Source organism: Chloroflexus islandicus, assembly GCF_001650695.1.
GTDB lineage: Bacteria > Chloroflexota > Chloroflexia > Chloroflexales > Chloroflexaceae > Chloroflexus > Chloroflexus islandicus.
Genome location: NZ_LWQS01000066.1, coordinates 18,309 through 40,817 on the forward strand (window position 1 = coordinate 18,309; position 22,509 = coordinate 40,817).

Annotated in this window: 16 protein-coding genes; 9 read left to right on the forward strand and 7 right to left on the reverse strand. The window is 61.5% G+C overall.

Going from position 1 to position 22,509, the window contains the following annotated elements:
* Positions 1-110: 110 nt before the first annotated feature.
* The gene (locus A6A03_RS13225; RefSeq protein WP_066789190.1) at positions 111-2,963 is read left to right on the forward strand and encodes an N-acetylmuramoyl-L-alanine amidase; all 2,853 of its coding nucleotides are present in this window, start codon (positions 111-113) and stop codon (positions 2,961-2,963) included.
* 99 nt (positions 2,964-3,062) lie between these two features.
* Here the strand turns inward: A6A03_RS13225 and A6A03_RS13230 are convergent, their stop codons facing one another.
* Positions 3,063-3,710 carry a CBS domain-containing protein gene (locus A6A03_RS13230; RefSeq protein WP_066789193.1) on the reverse strand — a complete coding sequence of 216 codons (648 nt, stop codon included), beginning with the start codon at positions 3,708-3,710 and terminating at the stop codon, positions 3,063-3,065.
* 216 nt (positions 3,711-3,926) lie between these two features.
* Between A6A03_RS13230 and A6A03_RS13235 the strand changes: the two genes are divergently transcribed.
* From A6A03_RS13235 to A6A03_RS13245, 3 genes are all read left to right on the forward strand, one after another.
* Positions 3,927-4,961 (forward strand): ABC transporter ATP-binding protein, encoded by a 1,035-nt coding sequence (locus A6A03_RS13235; RefSeq protein WP_066789194.1) that lies wholly within the window; start codon positions 3,927-3,929, stop codon positions 4,959-4,961.
* A 129-nt stretch (positions 4,962-5,090) separates the two neighbouring features.
* Entirely contained in the window at positions 5,091-7,241 is a 2,151-nt protein-coding gene (locus A6A03_RS13240; RefSeq protein ID WP_066789196.1) for a heterodisulfide reductase-related iron-sulfur binding cluster, read from the forward strand.
* A gap of 288 nt (positions 7,242-7,529) precedes the next feature.
* The gene (locus A6A03_RS13245; RefSeq protein WP_066789199.1) at positions 7,530-8,543 is read left to right on the forward strand and encodes a glycosyltransferase family 2 protein; all 1,014 of its coding nucleotides are present in this window, start codon (positions 7,530-7,532) and stop codon (positions 8,541-8,543) included.
* Between the two features lie 9 nt (positions 8,544-8,552).
* On the opposite strand, the gene A6A03_RS13250 is transcribed toward A6A03_RS13245, so the two are convergent.
* Positions 8,553-9,056 (reverse strand): MarR family winged helix-turn-helix transcriptional regulator, encoded by a 504-nt coding sequence (locus A6A03_RS13250; protein WP_066789202.1) that lies wholly within the window; start codon positions 9,054-9,056, stop codon positions 8,553-8,555.
* 194 nt (positions 9,057-9,250) lie between these two features.
* On the opposite strand from A6A03_RS13250, the gene A6A03_RS20630 reads away from it, so the two are divergent.
* The 4 genes from A6A03_RS20630 to A6A03_RS13270 all read left to right on the forward strand — a co-directional run bounded on the left by A6A03_RS20630 (position 9,251) and on the right by A6A03_RS13270 (position 14,843).
* Complete coding sequence (locus tag A6A03_RS20630; protein WP_066789205.1) at positions 9,251-10,093, forward strand: DUF5656 family protein; 843 nt, start codon at positions 9,251-9,253, stop codon at positions 10,091-10,093.
* A 269-nt stretch (positions 10,094-10,362) separates the two neighbouring features.
* Entirely contained in the window at positions 10,363-11,430 is a 1,068-nt protein-coding gene (locus tag A6A03_RS13260; RefSeq protein ID WP_245668983.1) for a sensor histidine kinase, read from the forward strand.
* Between the two features lie 70 nt (positions 11,431-11,500).
* Complete coding sequence (locus A6A03_RS13265; protein ID WP_066789211.1) at positions 11,501-13,222, forward strand: peptidoglycan D,D-transpeptidase FtsI family protein; 1,722 nt, start codon at positions 11,501-11,503, stop codon at positions 13,220-13,222.
* A gap of 394 nt (positions 13,223-13,616) precedes the next feature.
* Entirely contained in the window at positions 13,617-14,843 is a 1,227-nt protein-coding gene (locus tag A6A03_RS13270; protein ID WP_245668982.1) for a S41 family peptidase, read from the forward strand.
* An 8-nt stretch (positions 14,844-14,851) separates the two neighbouring features.
* On the opposite strand, the gene A6A03_RS20015 is transcribed toward A6A03_RS13270, so the two are convergent.
* The 4 genes from A6A03_RS20015 to uvrC are packed head-to-tail and all read right to left on the reverse strand — an operon-like array spanning position 14,852 to position 20,094.
* The gene (locus tag A6A03_RS20015; protein WP_076798257.1) at positions 14,852-15,445 is read right to left on the reverse strand and encodes a DUF4276 family protein; all 594 of its coding nucleotides are present in this window, start codon (positions 15,443-15,445) and stop codon (positions 14,852-14,854) included.
* Positions 15,393-16,499 carry a DUF58 domain-containing protein gene (locus A6A03_RS13275; RefSeq protein WP_082908970.1) on the reverse strand — a complete coding sequence of 369 codons (1,107 nt, stop codon included), beginning with the start codon at positions 16,497-16,499 and terminating at the stop codon, positions 15,393-15,395. The genes A6A03_RS20015 and A6A03_RS13275 overlap by 53 nt, the downstream gene beginning before the upstream one ends.
* A gap of 7 nt (positions 16,500-16,506) precedes the next feature.
* A complete protein-coding gene (locus tag A6A03_RS13280; RefSeq protein WP_066789213.1) occupies positions 16,507-18,114 on the reverse strand; it encodes a carboxyl transferase domain-containing protein in 1,608 nt (535 codons plus the stop codon).
* Positions 18,115-18,129: 15 nt separating this feature from the next.
* Positions 18,130-20,094, reverse strand: a complete 1,965-nt coding sequence (gene uvrC, locus A6A03_RS13285) for an excinuclease ABC subunit UvrC (RefSeq protein ID WP_066789216.1) — start codon at positions 20,092-20,094, stop codon at positions 18,130-18,132.
* Between the two features lie 920 nt (positions 20,095-21,014).
* On the opposite strand from uvrC, the gene A6A03_RS13290 reads away from it, so the two are divergent.
* A complete protein-coding gene (locus tag A6A03_RS13290; protein ID WP_066789223.1) occupies positions 21,015-21,953 on the forward strand; it encodes a metallophosphoesterase in 939 nt (312 codons plus the stop codon).
* Here the strand turns inward: A6A03_RS13290 and A6A03_RS20635 are convergent.
* A partial coding sequence (locus tag A6A03_RS20635; protein WP_066789218.1) for a hypothetical protein occupies positions 21,919-22,509 on the reverse strand: 591 nt, incomplete at its 5' end. The genes A6A03_RS13290 and A6A03_RS20635 overlap by 35 nt on opposite strands.

Below are 22,509 nucleotides of genomic sequence, written 5' to 3' on the forward strand. Positions count from 1 at the left end.
GGATGGCTTACAGGGTGGCTGTCATCGATTCGTCACCCCCGCCTATCGACTGTACGACGCCCTATCGTTAGAATCAGGGCAGGTACCGATCATAGTCGCCGAGGTGTGCGATGATTACGCGCATTCGTCTTCTCCTCTCCATCGGCCTCCTCTGGGCGCTGCTTCTGCCGTTGACACCGGCGCCGGCAGCTCCGGCTGCCACTGCCGATGGCCGGCCCGATACCCAGCTCTTTGCCGTTGATATGACCACCGCACCGGCAGACGCGCTGCCGCTGTTGGCTGCCGCTGCCGGTTATCAAACCGCTCCAACTCGCGCGCCGCGCCCCTTTACCCATGTGTTGCTGCAATGGACGGCTGATCCGGCTACGGCGCCGGTCGTGGCGGTGCGGGTGAGCGGCGATGGTGTGACGTGGAGCGATTGGGCCATCGTGACCGAGGACGAGGAACTCTGGCAGGCCGGTGATGGCGCTGATCGGCATTGGAGCGAGATTGTCTACGCTGGTGAAGACCGGAACTGGTATCAGGTGCGGATTGAAACCAGTGATCCGGCCGCGTTCCGCTCGGTTACGGTCAACACCGTTGATAGCCGGTTTGGCCCGGCTGTTCCGGTGGCAACGCCAGCCGCGGGAGTCGCTGCCATTGCGCGTCCGCCGGTGGTGAGCCGCACGGCGTGGGGGAATCCGCAAGGCCAGACCAGCCCGCAAGCGCCGCCGGCCTATTACCCGGTGCGCCATTTGGTGGTTCACCATACCGCCGGCTCAAATACCTTGGCCGAAGGCCAGACATGGGCCGATGTGGTGCGTTCGATCTGGTCGTTTCACACCTACACCCGCGGCTGGGGCGACATCGGCTATAACTATCTGATCGACCCCAACGGCGTGATCTACGAAGGGCGGGCCGGCGGCGACGATGTGGTCGGCTTTCACGATACGGCCAATTACGGTTCGATGGGAGTTTCACTGATCGGTACCTATAGCACGGTGGAGCCGACCGCGGCTGCGCTTGACTCGCTCGTGGCGCTGTTGGCGTGGAAAGCCGACCAGAAGCGGATCGATCCGATGGGGCGCAGCTTCTACTACGGTTGCTCGATTTCGCGCTACTGCGCTCCTTTCAATCCCGGCGCCGTGATTGATCACATCAGCGGCCACCGGCAGGTCACTCCCAACGGCTACACCACCTGCCCCGGCGACCGGTTATTTAACCTGTTGCCGCTGGTTCGCCAGCGAGTGCAGGCCCGTCTTGCCGGCGAAAGCCAACCCGACAACGGCGATCTGGTGATCGAAGAGCAAGAGAGCGGCTTTACCCGCAGCAATGCTACGTGGTATCCGAGCGCCTGCGGCTACGGTGGCAGCGCGCTCTATACCTACGCCACCGATCGACAGGTCGAAAGCACCAACTGGGCGACATGGCGGCCCAATCTGCCGGCCGACGGCGTCTATCGGGTGCTGGTGCATATCCCGGCCAATTGCACCAATCTCAACCCCAGCCGGCAAGCGCGCTACCGGATTACCACCGCCAGCGGGGTGGTCGAACGGGTGGTTGATCAGACGACCCAACAAGGTTGGGTTGATCTTGGATCATACAACTTTGCCGCTAGCACTGCGAGCGTATCTCTTGCCGATCTGACCGGCGAACCGTTGAATACATGGCGGGCCGTGCTGTTTGACGCCGTGCAATGGCAACCGGTTGATACGGCTAACCAACGTCTCGAACTGGTATCGGTGGAGTATGGCGCGACCACCATTGCCGCCGGTGAGGTATTGCCGGTGCGCTTCACGGTGCGCAATGCCGGCACTGCGCCGATCTACGGCCAAGACCCGCCGGGAGGCAGCGTCTTTGATCTTAGCGCCGGCCCGTTCGAGCGCGAAGGGTACGTCTACGATGAAGGCGAGTGTTTCCTTGGCGCCGTTAATCAGAGTTACCCGACCTTTCCTAAAGAAGCGGGACGCTTCCGGGTGATGTTGGGGCCGGCGGATCGCGAAGTAAGCTGCGCCGGCGCTACCGGCGGCTACCCGTGGCGGTGGGGAATCAGCGGAAGGCTCGACCCCGGCCAAACCCAGACGATCGTCGGCTATGTGCGGTTCCGGACGCCGGGAACGGTGACGCTGCGGGCCGGCGCGATCCACGAGTATGTGGCCTATGTGGCCACTGCGCAGGCCGAACAGCAGATCACGATCACGCCGGAACGGCAACCGCCGCAACCGGCCCGCTACAACGAGGGCTTGCAACCGCTGGCCATGGTTTACGAACTCGCCAATACCCCTGAACGGCTGCTTGCCCGCACCCAAAACCCGCTCAGCATCCGGCGCGGCGCCCTGCTCGGCAGCTTTGTCTGGCACGGCGAACTGCGCGATTGGGGTGGCGGCGGGCCGTTGCCCGGCCTGAGCAACCATTTCCTGATCGAACAGACCCGCACCTTTATCGCGCCAGTCAGTGGCGAATACACCTTCGAGCTAAGCAGCGACGACGGGGCATGGCTGTGGGTGAACGAGCAACTAGTGGTTGCGAACGCCGGTATCCACCCCTTTACAACCGTGACCGGCACGATCTCGCTCACTGCCGGCTTGCATACGCTTGCGATCAAATATTTTGAGCTGGAAGGCGGCGCAGCGGTTGGCTACCGGGTCAAAGCACCGGGGACTGACGATTTCGAGCTGGTGCGCGATGGCTTGGTGCAGGGCGATGGGGTTGGATCGCATTTCCGCACGCTGACCGGTTTGCGGCTGAGCGCATCGGATTTGGGCGGCGGCAGCGCGCGGCTGCGCTACTCGTGGGATGGCGAGACGTGGATCACCACGACCGATAATGTGATCGAGATCGGTGCGTTGGCCGATGGCGAATACCGCTTGCGCTATCAGGCCATTGACAGCAACGGCAACGAGAGCGAAATCCTCTCGTTGCCATTGCAGGTCGATAGCGCGATGATGATTTATCACACAATGTTGCCGCTTATCACAAGATAGTATGGGCACAGCGCTGCTGTGCCCCTCGCAGCATAGCAACTTCTAGCAAGATAAGTACGGGCACAGCGCTGCTGTGCCCCTCGCAGCGCTGTGCTGCTGCTACGGATGGCTCTCGCGCACATCAATGACCTTCGCCACCACCGGCGTAATCACTTCGCGCACCTGATCCATCGTCATCCCGCTCACCTTGAACGTCACTTCCGACATAGCCGCCGTTTCACCGGCGAAGGTGCCGAGCGCAATGATATTGCCGCCGCTATTGGCAATCGCCGCCGTGAGTTTGGCGAGCGATCCCGGCTCATCGGCCATGCTCACCGTCACCCGGATGCCGGGGTTGCGCGCACCCATCAGCTCAAGGAAGATCTTGAACAGATCGGTCTCGGTAATGATCCCGACCAACTCATTCCCGCGCATCACCGGCAACCCGCCGACCCGCCGGTCGGCCATGATCCGCGCCGCTTCTTCGATTGGGGTGTCAACCGAAACCGTATAGACATCGCGGGTCATCACGCGGTCAACCGTCAGCTTGCTCAACAGGTAATTCAATTCCCATACGCTCAGCGTCGTTGCCGGCGAGGGCGAGGCGTTGATCAGGTCTTTGAGCGAGACAATACCGACCAGATGACCGTGGGAAACCACCGGTGCGCGCCGGATATGTTCGGTGCGCATCAGGTGCATTGCATCGTGGATCGATGTTTCCGGAGTTACCGTAATCGGGGGATGCGACATCCGCTCGCCAACAAACATAAAGCTACCTCCCTGACGCCTCGTCACGAGCAGCGCCTTCGCTGCTCTCTATCTTCAACTATACCATGCGCCTGCATTTTGCGAAGTAAATGGGTAACAACTTTCACGGGTATGTTACAATCCGAATCAAAGATCGGTACGGGCAGAGCGTTGCTCTGCCTTCGACGCTATTCCGTATTGTACGGGCAGCACGCCGCTCTGCCCTTGACGAATACCATGATCTCTATCGAAACAACCGCGCTCTCTATCCAACACCTGAGCCGCCGGTACGGATCGCTCACGGCGGTCAATGAAGTCAGCCTCGATCTGGCTGCCGGCAAATTTATGGCCTTGCTTGGCCCGTCGGGCTGCGGCAAAACCACGCTGCTGCGCCTGATTGCCGGTTTCGAGCAGCCCGATAGCGGGGTGATTATGATCGGCGGGCGCACGGTGGTGGGGCCATGCGGCGCTGGCATCCCGCCTGAACAGCGCCGGGTCGGGATGGTGTTTCAAGATTACGCTCTCTTCCCCCACCTCAGTGTAGCGCAAAACGTCGCTTACGGCTTGCCGCGCAGTTCCGAACGCGAGCCGCGGGTGCAAGAGCTGTTGTCATTGGTGGGGTTGGCCGATGCTGGCCGGCGCATGCCGCACGAATTGTCGGGCGGGCAGCAGCAACGGGTCGCGCTGGCCCGCGCCTTGGCTCCCCGTCCAGCTCTGATTTTGCTCGATGAACCCTTCTCGAACCTTGATGCCGGCTTGCGCATGGCGGTGCGCAACGAAGTACGCCAGATTTTGCGCCGCGAAGGCGCGACGGCCCTCTTCGTCACCCACGATCAGGAAGAGGCGCTGAGCATTGCCGATCTGGTCGGGGTGATGATCAACGGGCGGATTGTGCAGGTCGCGCCGCCGCGCGAATTGTACGAACGTCCGGCCACCCGCGCTGTGGCCGCCTTTGTCGGCACTGCCAATTTCGTTCCGGCGGAAGCGCACGGTCTGGTTGCGCAGAGTGTGATCGGGCGCTTGCCGTTGCTGGCCCCGCACCACGGGCCGGTCAGCGTGATGATCCGGCCCGAAGCGGTCGAATTGGAGGCCGATGATGAATCGCCGCACCAGATCGTCGAGCGGAACTATTTCGGCGCCGATGTGCGGTACGAAGTGCGCCTGAGCGACGGTACGATGCTTACTGCACGCCTTGCCCCGTGGCACGATGTGCCGGTTGGCGCGCGCGTCAATATTGTGGTACGGGGAGCATTGGTAGCCTTTGCCGAGTAATGCATAAGTGCCGGTACCGGTGTCGTTCCAGCATCATTTTGTATGCCATCCTTGTCGCATTGACGCTTTGCGGCCCGAATGCTATGATCGGCCCAGTTCCGGGCGCCGGCATTTGTGCGGAGAAAGGCAATGGAGCAAGAGCAGATTATCGCGATCCGCGAGATCTACTGGAACATCGATCCTAAGATTGGCGCAACGTTCCTCTACTTGACGGTTCTGATTACCACTGCGGTGATGGCATGGGGCATTCTGCGCGACATTGCCCGCTGGCGGCGCGGGCGGCCCGCCAACCGGATCGGCAATCCGATCACCCGCTTGCTTGAGTTTACCCGCCAGAGTCTCGGCCAAAAGAAGGTGCTGCGCGACCGCCGGGCCGGCGTGATGCATGCCCTGATCTTCTTTGGCTTTCTCACCCTGTTTATCGGCACCGATATTATCGCGGTCGAAGAAGATTTCACCATTCCGCTGATGGGTGAGCAGGCCGGCAAGATTTTGGTCGGCGATTTTTACAAGAGCTACGAGTTCATTCTCGATACGCTGGGCTTGGCCTTTGTCGCCGGCTTGCTGTGGGCGACGTGGCGGCGCTACCGCACCAAGCCTGACCGGCTCGATAACCGGCGCACCGATGGCTGGGTGTTAGGGGTGCTGCTGTTTTTGGGGATTGGCGGCTTTCTCATCGAGGGATTGCGGATCGCGAATCAGACCATCGGCGGCGTGCCGGTCTACGAGCAAGAGTGGGCCAAGCTGGCCTATGTTGGCTTTGCGCTGGCCACCATCTTCCGCGCGATTGGCCTCGGCGACGGCAGTCCGGTCGCGCTCGCCATCCATCCGGTGCTCTGGTATACCCACGCTGCCGCGACCGGCCTGTTTATGGCCTCGCTGCCGTTCAGTAAGTTCCGCCATATTGTCTACACGCCGCTGAATACCCTCTTCCGCGATTTGCAACCGAAAGGCGCGCTTGATCCGATCCCCAACCTTGAGGCTGAGATCGAGAAAGACGAACCGCGTCTTGGCGTGACGGCGCTGGCCGATCTGACGTGGAAGCGGCGGATGGATCTCGACGCCTGTATGCGCTGCGGGCGCTGCCAGAGCGTTTGCCCGGCCCACGCCAGCGGCGCGTTGCTCTCGCCGAAGTACATTATTACCAAGCTGGCCGACTTGCAGCGCGGCGATCCGATCCATTTCAAAGATGGCACAGTGCGCACGCTGGCCGAATTAAACGGCAACGGCGCAACTGCCGAGACGCTGCCGCTGATCGGCACGGTGATCGAGTCCGAAGAGCTATGGGCTTGCACCACCTGCAACGCCTGCGTCCATGAATGCCCGGCGATGATCGAGCACGTTGATGATATCGTTGATATGCGCCGCCACTTGACCATGATCGCCAGCGAGGTGCCGCAAGGCGTCAAGCGGGTGCTCGAAGGGATCGAGCGGCAGAGCAACCCGTGGCGGTTGCCGGCCCGCGAGCGCACCGCGTGGACGGAAGGGCTCGACGTGCCGGTGCTGGCCGAGAAAGAGCAGGTTGAGGTGCTCTATTGGGTTGGCTGCGCACCGAGCTACGACGAACGATCGCGCAAGGTGGCGCGGGCGATGGTGCAACTGCTGCAAAAAGCCGGGGTTGACTTCGCTATCCTCGGCGAAGAGGAGTGCTGCACCGGCGACCCGGCCCGCCGCATGGGCGAAGAGATGCTCTTCCAAGCCCAAGCCCAACAGGCGATTGAGACCATGCACCAGTACAAGTTCCGCACAGTCGTCACCACTTGCGCCCACTGCTTCAACAGCATCAAGAACGAATACCCGCAGTTTGGCGGGCGGGCCGGCATCGATTACGAGGTTGTCCACCACACCGAGTTTTTGGCCCGCTTGGTGCGCGAGGGCAAACTCAAGCCGGCCAACGCGGTGAGCGAGCGCGTAGTCTACCACGACCCCTGCTACATCGGGCGCTACAACGACATCTACGACGATCCGCGCAGCTTGCTGAGCAGCATCCCCGGCCTTGAGCTGGTCGAAGCGCCGGAACGCAACCGCGAGCGGGCGATGTGTTGCGGCGGCGGCGGCGGCAACGTCTGGCTGGAACGCTGGGGTGAGCGCAATGTGAACGTGATCCGGCTTGAGCAGCTCGTGGCGCCGCAACCGCAGACGCTGGCGGTCGCCTGCCCGTTCTGCATGGTGATGTTTGAAGATGCGGCCAAGAACACCGGTCGGGCCGAGACGTTGCAGCGGCGCGATGTGGCCGAAATTTTGTTAGAGAGCGTCAACGGCGCCGCGTCCGGCGATTAACGTTCAGCCAGTAGAGACGGACGGCTGTCCGTCTCCCCACGACGCAGAGGGAGCCAGTAGAGACGGACGGCTGTCCGTCTCCCCACGACGCAGAGGGAGCCAGTAGAGACGGACGGCTGTCCGTCTCCCCACGACGCAGAGGGAGCCAGTAGAGACGGACGGCTGTCCGTCTCCCCACGACGCAGAGGGTGAAACGCTAAGGACGCACAGCGTTGGTACGATGAACACCCCTCCCCCAGCGGGGGAGGGGCCGGGGGTGGGGGCACACGCACTGGCGTTACCTAATTCATGACCGCACCACTGGTTTCAATCATCTTACCCATCCGCAACGCCGCGGCAACCTTGCCGGCCTGTTTGCGCTCGTTGGCCCGGCAAACCTTCCCCGATTACGAAGTGCTGGCGATTGACGATGGTTCTGACGACGAATCGCCGGCCATCATCGCCGCGGCAGCGGCGCGTGACGCGCGGATCGTGCCGGTCGAGGCGGGGCGGATCGGGTTGCCGGCGGCGCTCAATCTCGGGCTCGCGTTAGCGCGCGCGCCGATCATTGCCCGGATGGACGCCGACGACGTGATGCACCCCGATCGGCTGGCGCTGCAATATCAAGCGTTGAGGGCGCAGCCTCAGCTTGCCCTGATTGCCAGCCGGGCAGTGGCCTTTCCGGCGCGGGACGTGCGGGCCGGTTTGCGCGAATACATGCGCTGGCAGAATCGGGTGCTCACACCGGAACAGGTGGCCGCCGAGATCTACGTCGAGGCGCCGTTTGCCCACCCCACGGTCATGTTCCGGCGTGACATCGTACAGGGATTGGGCGGCTACACCAGCGAACCGTGGCCAGAAGACTACGAATTATGGCTGCGGATGCATGCCGCAGGGTTGCTGATGGCCAAACTGCCGCGCAACCTGTTAGCATGGCGCGAGCGACCCGATCGGGCGACGCGCACCGATCCGCGCTATGAGCGCACAGCATTCGACGAATTGCGAGCTCGCTTCTTGGCCGCCGACCCGCGCTTGCAGAGCGGGAGGCCGCTGGTCTACTGGGGAGCAGGCCGGGTCACCCGCCAGCGGGCGCGGCGGCTGATCGAACGTGGCTTTCCGCCGGCAGCGTGGATCGACATTGATCCAGCCAAGATCGGCCAAACCATTTGGGGAGCGCCGGTGTATGCACCGCAATGGCTCGATCGCTGGCCACGGCCATTCGTGCTGGTGTACGTCACCAACCACGGCGCGCGTGACCTGATCGATGGCTGGCTGGCGGCAATGGGGTATCAACCGGGCCGGGACTATCTCGGTGTGGGATGAAGGTAGGACTTAGCCGTCCGTCTCTTGCCCCTTACGATCATCTTCGACCGGCGCCAGCAATCCGCTGTACAATGAGCGGAGCAATTCGCGCAATTGCTGCACCTCGTGCTCAGAGAGCGAACGCATCCGCTTGCGCAAGCGTTCGTGATGGCGCGGGCGCAGATTGCGCAACTTCTCAGCACCGGCTTCGGTGAGACAAATGAGGCTTACCCGGCGATCGTTCGGATCGGGACGGCGCTCGACATAACCTTTCGCAATCAGGCGATCGACAATACCGGTCAGGTTGGAATTATCGCACATCATGCGCGCGCTAATCTCGCTGAGCGGCACCCCGTTACGCGACGCATAATTCAGGATCATAAATTGTGGAACGGTCAAATCCTCACCGCGCAGATCGTAGCGATTGTACGTCTCGAGCATCGAGTGAACCTGACGCAGCAAGGTGTAAGCCTCAAGCTCAGGCGTCGTCTCACTACTCTGCTGCCGTCCGGTAGGCTCGGTGGAGAGGCTCATCGCTGTCTCCTCACTAGTGCGCTGGAGGCGCAGGGGTAGGAGTCAAATCAAATAAAATAGTGCTGCTAGGCAAACAGGAGTGTATGGTTGTCTGCCGTATAATTCCTGCTACATGCAACTATAGCATGACTATGACCGGCATGTCAATATTGTTTCAAATGAAACAGTTTCAACTTATTTAAGGAGATCCGGGCGTGCAATCACCACAACCACGTTACGAGCAGATTGTCACGATTGCGTTTATCGTCACAATCGGGCTGGCGATCGTCTTTCTCATCGACAGTAGTACGGTCAATCCACGGTTTGCCTTCGGCGGTGATCTGCCAGAAGTCAGCTTATCGTGGCTATTAATCGGCTCACTCGCATTGTTGGCGGCGATGGGAGCTGACTGGATTGCACGCTCGCATCCGCACCCGATGAACTGGATTCTCCGTTCGTTCGGGCCGTTACGCAGTGTAACCCCAGCATTCTGGTTCTTGCCGGGGCTGAGCGTGGTGGCGGCCTACGCCTTCTGGCAACTCTTCAATCCAGTGTTAGGCGGGACGGCCTTCTTGCTAGCGTTGATTGTCACTGCCGGGATGTTAATCGTGACACTCGCGGCGCAATATTTCAGTCTCGACCGGCAGGCCGAGATCCATACACCGGCGCAGATCGTGTTGCACATCATCGGCTACCTGATCGCGTTTGGCAGCTTTAGCGCGATTTACTACACGCGCTATCGCACGCTCTATTCAGCGACAATGGTAGCGTTGGTATCCGCGTTCCTCATCTATGCGCTGCTCAATATGCAACGCAGGCCGATTTCAGTTGGGGTGGCGCTGATTGCCGGCATCGGGATCGCCGAGCTGATGTGGGCGCTCAACTACTGGCAGACCACCTTTCTGTTGGCGGGGGTGGTGTTGGTGACGGTATTGTATGTGGTCGTCGGATTGTTGGGCTATGCCTGCATCGGCCAATTGAATCGGCGGCTACTGCTTGAGTACAGCCTTGTGGGGATAGCATTGGTAGGCGGGGTAGCGTATATGTCGTTACGGTAGGACGGCTACGCCGGGCTATGGCTGAGATTGATGATGGCTGCAACCAAGACTCCCAGCGCGATGTTGGGTTCTTGGTTGTGATTGCTGAAGCGCCGTCTGTTTGGACTAGCTCTCGGCGTCATCAATCTTCCCAACAAACGTCGTGAAGATCGGTCTTGCCGCGTTGCAGGCTTTCTGCTACACTTACTCATGCTTTATTGATCGTACCCCAGCTTCATCGCGGCGACCTCATCCTTCCGGCCGCCGCCGGGAGAAAGCGCGTGCGACACATGATTGACAGGTGGCGACAGCGCCTCAACCCCGTCTTTCTCTTTGCCGGTTATCGCTGGCTGGCATGGCTTATTGCCGGGCTTGCGTTGACCTTACCCGGCTACGCCGTTGAGAGTCTCCCCCAACACGCTAGTCTCTTGCTGGTGGTATTGCTGGTCACGCTGGTGGTCACTCGCCAAGCAGGGAGTTATCTGCGCCTGATGCAACGCCGGCCAGTGCTGCTCATCCTTGATGTGCTGTTAGGCTGGCTGGTGGTCGTCTTGAGTGGCGGCGGCTTTCTGCCGTTCGGGCCGTATGCCTTGGGCAGCCTGATTGCGCCGGCGTTGCTGTTTAGTTGGCAAGGCGCGCTGATCAGCGGGATCGGGGCTGGTCTGTTGCACTTGATCAGCGGCTCCATCCTCGGTGTCGCCGATCCGGCAGGGATGCAGGCCGGCGTGCCGCTGCTCTTCGCGTTGGGTTGGGCTGCGTTTGCGGCGTGGCGGCGCATGCCGCCGGATCGATCGCAAGGGCGGACGTTGCCGCACCTCGATGCTTCAGTGCCGTCAGCGGCGTTGCGTCGCCCAACGTTGCCGGGCAGCGAGCAGATTGGGTCAGCGCCTGAATGGTATCCGTCAGCAATGTCCGGATCTGGCAGCCGGCGCGGGGCCGAATTGGCTCCCGCAGTTTCGTTACGGCCAGACCTCCGCCTTGCCATCACCCAGTTGGTTGATGGTGAACGGCAGCGCGGCGGCTTGCAAGTGGCGTGCCAAATTGACGGCGCGGTGCAGAAGCTGACGGCGGCCCAACAAGGGGTCTTGTTGCGTGCCGCTCAAGAAGCATTGGCGAATGTCCGCCGCCATGCTCATGCCTCATCGTGTAAAGTTTGGCTCCACATTGACGATCAGGCGGCGACGTTGCAAGTCGAAGATGATGGCGTTGGTTTGCTCGATGGCACCTACGAGCGTCCGCATGTGCATGCGCTGCGCGCGCTGCGCTACCGCGTCGCTGAATTCGACGGCCAGCTTGCGGTCTTTGAAGGCGAACAAGGTGGTCTGACCGTGCGTGTCACGCTTCCCCTCGAACCATGAAGTTGCGGTATCATGCCGATAGGCACTCGCTGCGCCGGCAGTGGAGGAATTGGCGAGGAGTTCTAAACGCATGAGACCGCGCCGTTTTTGGCATGCGCCGGTGCTCGTCTTGGCGCTGGCGTTATTAGGGTACGGCATCTCACTGCCGGTTGAGCAAGAATCCCGTTGGTTGCTTTTGCTCTGGATTGGCGGGCCGTTGGCCGGCTTCGTGTTGATCAGCCGGTTGAGTGACACCCCGCCAGAAAGTGATCTTGCCCGCACGGTTGCGCGGGTGGGGGCAGTGGTGATTGTCGGTTTTCTGATGCTCAGCCTGCAACTGCTCCGCCAACAGTTTGTGCAGGCCGGCGTGATCAGTAACTATGTCGTCACGAGCGCCGATGGCAGCACCACCAGCAATGTTCGCCCCGTCTTAGCGACGCAGCGCGTGTTGCGGGGCGCGATTCTCGACCGGCGCGGACGCACGCTCGCCGAGAGCGTGATGGTTAACGGCATTGCCCGCCGCACCTATCCGCTCGCTTCCCAATACGACATGACCGCCTTTGGGCAGGTGCTAGGGTTTTTTAGCCCTCGCTACGGGCAAAGCGGTCTTGAAGCCACGTACAATGCCTATCTATCGGGTGAGCGCGGCAACGAATGGCAGATGTTGCTCAGCGAATGGACGGGGGAAGGGCAGCGGGGCAACTCGCTGACCCTAACGCTCGATGCCGAGTTGCAAGCGCGGGTCGCAGCGTTGCTCGGCGATCGGCGCGGCGCGGTGGTCGTGCTTGATCCGCGTAGTGGCGCGATTTTGGCCCTCGTCAGCCGGCCCGGCTTCGATCCGGGCCAGTTGGTGGTTGATCCGGCAGCGCCTGATCTGGCCGCCGAGCGACGCCGGGTGAGCGACTATTGGGCCCAGTTGAACCGTGATGACTCGGGCCAGCCATTGCTCAACCGGGCCACGCAGGGGCGCTATCCACCGGGTTCAACCTTCAAGACGGTGACGGCAGTGGCGGTGTTGGAACACCCGCTGCAAGGGCAACCGAACCAGATCACTTGCCCGAATGAATATTTCCCGCAGCCTGATGCGCCGCCGATCGTCAATGCGGTTGATAACCTCGGCGCGCGGATCGGTGAACCGGCCACGCTCGAGCGGGTGTATGCCTTCTCGTGCAATACCGCCTTTGCCCAATACGCCGTGCGGCTAGGGGCTGACCGGTTTGCCGAGGTGGCGCAGCGCTTCAATATCTTTCTCCCCGATCGGGTGCCCGCCGGCTTTCGCCCGCTGCGAGATGTGCCCTCTGAGCCGAGCTTACTGGCGGTGCGGCCTGATTTTCTCGATCAGCCGCGGGCATTGGCCGATACCGGCTACGGGCAAGGGCAATTACTAGTGACGCCGTTGCAGATGGCGTTGGTGGCGGCGGCGATCGCCAATGATGGCGTGATGATGCAGCCCTATTTGGTGCAGCGGGTCACTCGCCCTGATGGCAGTGAAGTCTGGCGGGCATCGCCGAATGGGATTCGCCGGGTGATGTCGAGCGGGAATGCGCGCCGGATGCGTGACTATATGGCGGCAGTAGCGCAATATGGCTTCGGCAGCATCATCTCGCAGTTTGTACCGCAACCGGTGGGTGGTAAATCGGGCACTGCCGAGCACGTGCCCGGCGCGCCGCCCCATGCGTGGTTTATCGCGATTGGCCCGATTGATACGCCGCGCTATGCTGTGGCGGTGATTATCGAGCAGGGCGGTGAAGGGAGCGGCGCGGCTGCCCGCTTGGCCGGCGAGGTGTTGGCGGCGGCCTTTGCGGTGGAATGATGGCGCGCCGGTGATGGGCATGATACATACTGGCAAGGTTCGTAGGGTGCGAGGCCGGGTTCGTAGCCAAACTCACCGTTGGCATACCTTACCCCGTGCCTCCCCCCGCCGGGCTTCAAAGGCGGACAGAACATCGGTCCGGAACCCGGCCCTCAAGGGCCCGGCTAGGGTTACGAAGCCCGCTGCGCGGGCTGTGCGGCCTCACCCCCTGCTCTGCTCCCGTAACCCGAAAGCGGTGAGCGCAGACCCGCATGTTGAGGCATTGCACAGCGGTCAATGGTTGTGCGCAACCAAAGGTTCTGTACGCTCCTCAACCCGCCGGGGGGAGGGTTCAGATGGTGGGCGCGGCATCCGATCCGTCACAGTTAGCTTTCTCCACTGGGCGATCCTCTGGTTGGTAGCCGGAGGCCTGATCGCCTGCGGGCCGCAAACCCCGGCCCAACCGGAACCGACAGCGACCGCACTGCCGGCGCCAACCGCCACGGTGGCCAGTGCCGTCACGCCGACGCCGCGTCCGCCGCTCGATGCCACCCTGCGCCAGCAAATTTTTACCGAAGTGTGGACAACCATCAACGAGCACTACCTCGATCCGACCTTCAACGGCGTGGATTGGGCGGCAGTGCGGGCCGAATATGGCCCGCGAGCGTTGGCAGCCGAAGATGACGCCACCTTCTTCACCGTGATCAGCGCCATGGTTGCGCTGCTGCGCGATGACCACTCGCGCTTTGTGCCGCCGCAGGCGGTGGTGGCCGAGGATCGGCTGACGAGCGGGAGGGAAGAGCAGGTTGGAATTGGGGTCACGACCCTGCGGCTCAGTGACGGCTTGCTGATCCAGCACGTCTTTCCAGAGAGTCCGGCAGCGCAGGCCGGCTTGCGTCCGCGTGACCGGATCGTAGCGATTGACGGGCTTACCTTCAATCTTGGTTCGATTGAAGGGCCATTGGGGAGCCGTGTGCGCCTGCTGGTTGCCCAACCCGAGGGTGGCTCACGCGAGTTTGAGCTGGTACGCGAGCGGGTCGAAGGCCGGATCGAGCCACTGGTGCTGCGGTTGAGCAACGATATTGCATATATTGCCATCAGCACGCTGTGGGTGCGCGACATGCACGAGCAGGTGGCGGCGGCATTACAACAACTCGTCGCCGAACGCCCGTTGCGCGGCGTCATCCTCGATCTGCGCAGCAATCCGGGGGGCTGGCGCGATGTCTTGAGCGGGTTGCTCGGCCATTTTGTCACCGGCGAGGTTGGCGCATTTGTCAGCCGGAAGGGGGAGATCCCGTTGGTGGTGGCAGCGCGCGATCCCGATCTCAGCAGCTTGCCGGTCGCAGTATTAATCGATCGCGGCACGGCATCGTATGCCGAGCTGCTGGCGGCAATTTTGCAGCGCGAAGCGGGGGCGATCGTGATTGGGATGCCCTCAGCCGGCAACACCGAGACGATCTACGCTTACGAAATCACCGGCGGGGCGCGGTTGTGGGTCGCGCAAGAGGGTTTCCAGCTCAATGACGGTTCTGATTTAGAGGGTCGCGGGGTGCAACCCGACGTGCAGCCAACCAGCGACTGGACGCGCTTCCGGCTGGAGGCTGATCCGTGGATTGGGTTAGCGTTAGAGCGGATGCGGTGAAGACGGAGTCAATGGGCACTACAATCATCTGCATGGTCACTTATCGCGCCAAATTCTGCCGCGATTTGGCTGATGGCATGAATAAACACCCTAAAACTATGTGAGCGATTGGTTTCTTGCGTTAATTGTTGGCCCATCCGTCGCGCAGCATCGATTTTGCGAAACTCGGGAATCAGCTTCTCTAACTTATTACCCGGTTTATCAATGCGATCAGTGTCGCGGTATTTTCTCCTTTGGCCAAGCTGTTGCAATCGTTCATCATGAAATGCGCACGCCAATGCAGCCGTATCACCAAAATACCACGCTTCAAGTTCGGTGCAAGCAATCCGGATAATGGTATCAGGACGTCCTGCTTGCCGGCAGAGGTTGCGTAATTCTTCTTTGAGTGCACGGCAATCTGCTCGATCTTGGTCGATTAATACAACAAAACGATGTTCGGGATGGGGCCATGCACGTAGTTTACGAGGAATGCTTCGCCTTAAATCATTTTTCCCTTCGTGGGCAATACAACGAAATTGTAAGCCGGGGAATAGCCGTGGCAACAAATGCTCAAGCAGTTCTTTGGCGGAAAGCTCTTCTAGCAAAAACACTAACTGTTTCATACCCGTTCGACTTCAGTAAAAAGGCCTTGCCACCACAGCGTTCATCGATCGCAGCGGTGATGATTATTAGTGTACCACCCCAACTCAAGCGCCGGTCGGCGGCAATGATCTGATCGAGAAACGTGCTGTTGGTAGCCGGCTCAATCCGGCCGAGCCGGGCTAAGATCTCGCGGAGATGTGCGAGGTCAGCCGCTGGCGGCAACGGGGCGATGGGCGCATCGGTCAGCGGATCGTAGCCGTTGCTGCACAACCCCACCGCTTGGCGGCGGTTGATCAGCGCGGTCGCCAGCGATGCGGCGGCGATCACCGCTCGCTCGCGATCGTCACGGGCGAAACGGCCACGGTAGGCGGTTTCGCTAAACTCAAGCGCGATCAGAGTCTCGCGGGCAATCACCGGCGCCAATTCACGCACCTGCAACTCGCCGAGCCGGGCGCTGGTTTTCCAATCGATCCGGCGCGGCGAGTCACCGGGGCGGTAGGGGCGTACGCCAATCTTTTGCGCCGGATCATCAAATAGGCTGAGCCGCTGCCGTTCTTGGCTGAAGGGCAAACCAGCCGGCAGTGCGAGCAGCGGTAAGGGCATCACCGTCGGGATGACCGTCAACGGGGTTTGTTGCTCTTCGGCCAGTCGCGCTTCGTTCAGGTCGAGCACGGCGCCGATCGACATCCGCAACGGCCCCAGCCAGTAGAGGCCGCGCTGGCGGCTTTGGACGGTATAACGCAGCACCCGTTGTTGGCCGGGGGCAAGGCTGATCACCCACCGCTTGCGCGCGGCAGCGCTGAGGGCGGGCGGGATGTCTTCAGTGATGACGAGGTATGGCAACGGCAAGCGGCCCCGATAGGTGATTGTGATCGTGATGTCACCCGGCTCGTTGGGTGATAACACGAGGGGCGCTTGCCGCCGCCATTCGATCTGCTGGCCCGCGATCCGCGGCCAGAGCCATGCGATCAACTGTACGCCGATTAAGACGTACACGGTCAGGCTGATCAGCGGGTTAGGATCGAAGATCAGCCAGATCAGCAGAACAATGGTGATGGCGCGAAGGAAGGTCATCGTGCGCCTACATGCGGAAGACGCCGAAGCGAGTCGGTTGCACCGGCGCTTCGGCGGCAGCGGCAAGACCGAGCGCCAAGACCCGGCGCGTCTCGACCGGATCGATTACGCCGTCGTCCCACAAACGGGCGCTAGCGTAGTAGGGGTGGCCCTCCTGTTCGTATTTGGCTAGAATCGGCGCCATAAACCGCTCTTGCTCTTCGGGGGTCATGTCTTGGCCGCGGGCGCGCAGGTTATCGCGGCGCACCGTGAGGAGCACGTTTGCGGCCTGCGCTCCACCCATCACGCTAATGCGGGCGTTGGGCCACATCCAGAGCTGGCGCGGCTGGTAGGCTCTGCCGCACATACCGTAGTTGCCGGCGCCGAAGCTGCCGCCGATGATGACGGTAAACTTCGGCACATTGGCGCAGCTTACCGCCGTCACCAGCTTGGCGCCGTCTTTGGCGATGCCGCCGTTTTCGTACTGCTTGCCGACCATAAAGCCGGTAATGTTCTGCAAAAAGACGAGCGGAATATTGCGCGCGCTGCACAGCTCGATGAAGTGGGCGCCCTTGAGCGAGCTTTCGCTGAACAGAATGCCGTTGTTGGCGAGAATGCCGACCGGGAAGCCTTCGATGTGGGCGAAGCCGCAGACCAGCGTGGTGCCGTAGCGCGCTTTGAACTCGTGGAAACGGCTGCCATCGACGATGCGGGCAATCACCTCGCGCACGTCGTAGCTCTGGCGGAAATCGCGCGGCAGGATGCCGTAGATTTCGCGCGGATCGTAACGCGGCGGTTCGGGATCGCGCATCTCCCACTGGGCGCGCTGGCGCGGCCCCAGATTGGCGACAATATCGCGCACAATCGCCAGCGCCTCGCGGTCGTCGTTGGCGAAGTAGTCGGCGACGCCGGAGATGCGGGTATGGACATCGGCTCCGCCAAGCTCTTCGGCGGTGACCTCTTCGCCAGTGGCGGCCTTGACCAGCGGCGGCCCGCCGAGGAAGATGGTGCCGTTACCCTTGACAATCACCACTTCATCGCTCATGGCCGGCACATAGGCTCCGCCGGCGGTGCAACTGCCCATCACGCAGGCGATCTGGGGAATGCCTTCGGCGGACATTTGGGCCTGATTGTAGAAGATGCGGCCAAAGTGGTCGCGGTCGGGGAAGACTTCGCTTTGCAAGGGCAGATAAGCGCCGCCGCTATCGACTAAATAGATGCAGGGCAAGCGATTTTCGCGCGCAATTTCTTGGGCGCGCAAGTGCTTCTTGACGGTGAGCGGGAAGTAGGTGCCACCCTTGACGGTGGCATCATTGGCGACGATCATCACCGGACGACCGGCGACACGGCCAATGCCGCAGACAATCCCGGCGGCGGGCACCTCTTCATCGTAGACATTGTAGGCGGCCAGCGCGCCAATTTCGAGAAAGGCGCTATCGGGATCGATCAAGGTATCGATCCGGTCACGGACAAAGAGCTTGCCGCGCTCTTCGTGGCGGCGGCGCTGCTCAGGGCCGCCCCCCTGCCGGATGTTGGCCAACCGTTCGCGCAGGTCGGCAGCCAAGGCTTGGTGGTGGGCGAAATTGGCTTGAAAATCGGGACTGTTGGTTTGCACGTGCGAATGAATGATCGACATCGCTGCCTCCGGCGGCTAGAGCAAACTCTTCAACTCTTCAGCGGCTTTGCGGGTCATGCCGGGCACAGCGGCGATCTCGTCAACGCTCGCCCGGCGAATACCGTCAAGGGAACCGAATGCCTTGAGCAAGGCGCGTTTGCGTTTGGGGCCAATCCCCGGAATCTCTTCGAGCGGCGAGCGGAGGGCGGCCTTGTTGCGCAGTTTGCGATGGTAGGCGATAGCGAAGCGGTGGGCCTCTTCGTCGATCCGCTGCACAAGGGCCAGCGCCTTGCTATCGCGGGCCAGCACGAGCGGCTCGCTGCCGGCGCGCACCAGATCAAACCGGTTGCGATCGGGGCCTTTGGCCACACCAACCACTGGAATCTGGGTGAAACCTAATTCGTGCAAGGCGGCCTGCGCCGCCGCCACCTGCGCTGGCCCGCCGTCAACCAGCAGCAGATCGGGCAGATCGGCCCAGCGTTCGAGCGCCTGCCGATCGGTGTCGCTCGTCTCAGTAGTCGATGGCTCGCTGTCGCCTTCGATCTCGACGGCGGCAGCGGCCTGCTGCGCTTCGCCGAGAGCCTCGGCAGCGCGGCGAAAGCGGCGGCTGATCACCTCGCGCAGCGAAGCGACATCATTGGCGCCGCTGACCGTCTTGATCTTGAAGCGGCGGTAGTGGGCAGGGCGCGGCTCGCCGTGCTCGAAGACGACCATACTCGCCACCGACTGCTGGCCTTGGGTATTCGAGACATCGTAGCACTCGATCCGGCGCGGCAGGGCGGGCAATTCCAGCAGATCGCGCAACTCGCTCAAAGCCGCCACTGCCCGTTGCTCGGAATTGAGCCACTGCTCGCGGATCTCGCGCAACTTCTGGCGGGCATTGGCGGCAGCCATCTCAACCAATTGTTTCTTCTCGCCACGGCGCGGCACGGTAATCTCGACCCGATGGCCGCTCTTCTGTTGCAGCCACGACGCGATAATCAGCGGCTCTTCGACATGATCGGCCAGCAACAGGCTCGGCGGGATGGTGGGAGCGTTCTGGTAAAACTGGGTGAGGAACGACGTCAGCAACGCCTCGTCGCTCTCGTCTTCGGCCCCCTGCAAGGTGAACGGCTCGGCGTTAATCAGCTTGCCGCCGCGAATAAAGAGCACCTGCACCACGGCGCTGCCATCTTCGCGGGCAAACGCAATCACATCTTGGTCGGTATCAACCGTGCGCAGCACCTGCTGGCGCTCGGAAATCTTCGCGATGGCTTGAATGCGATCGCGCAGGTAGGCGGCGCGCTCGAACTCAAGCCGCTCGGCGGCCTCTTCCATTTGCGCGCGCAACTCGCGCACGATTTGGTCACTCTTGCCCTCAAGGAAGCGGCACACCGAGTCGATCGCCTGCCGGTAGGCTTCTTTTGTCACCAACCCCGGCACGCACGGCCCTAAACAACGGCGCATCTGGTGGTAGAGGCATGGCTTGCCGAGCTTGCGGTGGCGGTTGAACTTATCATCTTTGCATTCGTAGGGCGGGCGGAAGGCGAACAGGCGATTCAGAATATCGAGGGCATGGTAGACCGAGCCGGCGCTGGCGTAGGGGCCAAAATAGCGCGCGCCGTCGTTGAGCACCTGCCGGGTGGCGAAGACACGTGGCCATTCTTCGTTGACGGTCACTTTGATATACGGGTAGGTTTTATCGTCCTTAAGTAAAATGTTATACGGCGGGCGATGCTGTTTAATCAAATTCATCTCAAGCAGCAGCGCCTCTAACTCGCTCTGGGTGACGATAATCTCAAAATCGGCGATATGGCTGACCAGCCGGCGCGTTTTGCCGTTGAGACTGCGCGGCGAGCCGAAATACGAGCGCATACGGTCGCGCAGCCGCTTGCTCTTTCCAACGTAGAGCAAGCGACCGGTGGCGTCTTTCCAGAGGTAGACGCCGGGCTGGTCGGGCACTAAGCGGAGCCGCTCAAGAAACGCGGCGTGATCGCGCACAGCAGTGTGAGAGAGATCCATACGCGGTAAGTATAATCCAAAACGAGTGGGTGTTCGGCGAATGTAGCGAGGGATTTGTCCTGCTATCTATCTTGCTTCTCGTGAATAGCAGTGTTGACCCCTCACCCCCGGCCCCTCTCCCCGTGAACGAGGAGAGGGGGGATGTTTTTTACCGCAGAGGGCGCTGAGGTCGCAGCAGATGAACCATCCCCAAGCATCTTTGCGCTCGCTGCGCCTTTGCGTGTGAAACCTCTGCGGCTTTGCTCGCTTGGCGGCTTTAGAGTTGGCCCTCACCCCCCGGCCCCCTCTCCTACTGGCGCGGGAGAGGGGGATGTGTGGAATAGCCGCAAAAACCCATAAAAACAACATATTTTTGGTTTTGTAGCTTTGTGTGGCGCTTACGCGCTCGCCGGCAGCGCCCGGCCCTGAAGGGCCGGGCTAGGGTTACGAAGCCCGCTACGCGGGCTGTTGGCCCGCACCCCCCGGCCCCCTTGCCCACCTGACGGCGGGAGAGGGATGTGTGTTGGATAGCCGCAAAAACACACAAAAACAACATATTTTTGGATGTTTTGTGGGTTTTGTGGCGATTGCATGCTCTTCAGCAGCGCCCGGCCCTCAAGGGCCGGGTGTCATCAGCGTAGTTCGCCCCTTTAAAGTCGGATTCCCTGCATCGCAGTCAATGTTTGTTCTAGATTAGACGTTCTGTTCGCCCCTCAAGTTCAGAGAGGAACGATACAGCCAGCGATGATGATCCAGTCACGATGTCACGTTTTCCCCCTCATATTCAGGTATTATTCATCTTCATGGTATATTGTCAATGGCGAGGGGGCGTGATGGCGCAGGATGGGCTGCACGATGAGGCGGGCCTATCCTGCGCGCCGTTTGTGGCGGGGGCGCGGTGGTGCAGGGTAAAAGGCGGTCACCGGATGGTAGGTGTTGATATGGCATCGATTGTTTCATCATCACAACCCACGACGAAATCAAAACCGCAACCGCGGTTACGCTATTCACCACGCTGGATCGGGGCCGGGCTGGCGGGTGGGATGCTGGCCGGGGTGGCCACTGTCTACGGCGGGCCGGTGGTAGCGGCGGCGCTGGCCGGGGCAAGTGCAGTGGGGGCCGGGTATGCGTTGGCGATCGAGCCGCAGCGGTTGCAGTTGGTTGAGCACGAACTACCGTTTGCCGATTTGCCTGCCGGTCTGGATGGGTTGACGATCGGCCAGTTGAGCGATTTGCACCTTGGCCATCGCTACAGCTTTGCCAATGCCCAACGCGCGATCGATCATTTGCTGGCGGCGCAGCCGGAGCTGATCGTGTTGACCGGCGATCTGGTGCAGACGCGGGCGGCGATTGTGCGGCTGCCGGAGGTATTGGGCCGGCTGCGCGCGCCGCTTGGGGTGTATGCCGTGCCCGGCAATCACGATTATTGGGAGGGGATGCCGCACATTGCTGAGCTGTTGCGCGAGCATGGGGTGCATCTGTTGATCAATCGCCACCGGCTGATCGAACGCAACGGTGCGCGGCTGTTGCTGGCCGGGGTTGATGATCACTGGGATGGGCAGCCTAGTTTGGAGTTAGCGTTGGGTGGCGCGCCAGATCACGACTTTCGCCTCTTGCTAGCGCACTGCCCTGATATTGCCGATGAAGCGGCGGCAGCCGGTTTCCACCTGCAACTTTCTGGGCACACCCATGGCGGGCATGTGCGTATCCCCGGTCTCGGCCCGCTTTGCCTGCCGCGCCACGGCTGGCGTTACGACATGGGCCACTTCCGTGTCGGTGCGATGCACCTGTTTGTTACGCGCGGGGTAGGCGGGCTACCGCTGCGCTTTGGCTGCCCGCCCGAAGTTAGTTTGCACCGCTTACGTCGTGCCGGCGATTGAATTGGCGGCGGACGAACTGCCACATCGCGCGCACCCGGCGATCACGCCACAAGAGCAGCAACCCCAGCGCGACGAGCGGGATGTCTGGCCAGAGGCTGATTGGGAGTGTACCAAAGCGCAATGAGGGTAAATTGGCGACCAGCCAGATGCAGAATGCGCCAAGGTAGCCGAGCGGGCCGGCCTTAATGCCGATCATCAAGGCCAATGTGAGCAAGGCCAGCGGCCAACTAGCTGGGTGTTCGGGAATGTGGCCGAAGATCAGCGGCACGATCAATATCATCACGCCGGATACCGCTAGCACAATGGCGATCCAGCGGCGTAAGCCGGTGGGTTGCTCGAAGACGAGTTCGTTGCGATACGGCGCTGGCGGCGGTGGAGTCAGTTCAAGCAAGTTGGGGGGTGGGGCAAAGTCGTAGCGTTGGGCCTGCCACGCGAGGGTGAGGCCGGTTTGGGCCGCTTGGGCGGCCAACGCTGCTAATGTGGGTAGGCCGGCTAGTGGCGGCGGCAGTTCGGCCAGATCGGTCGGCGCGGCGGGGAGATGGATCGCCGACCGATC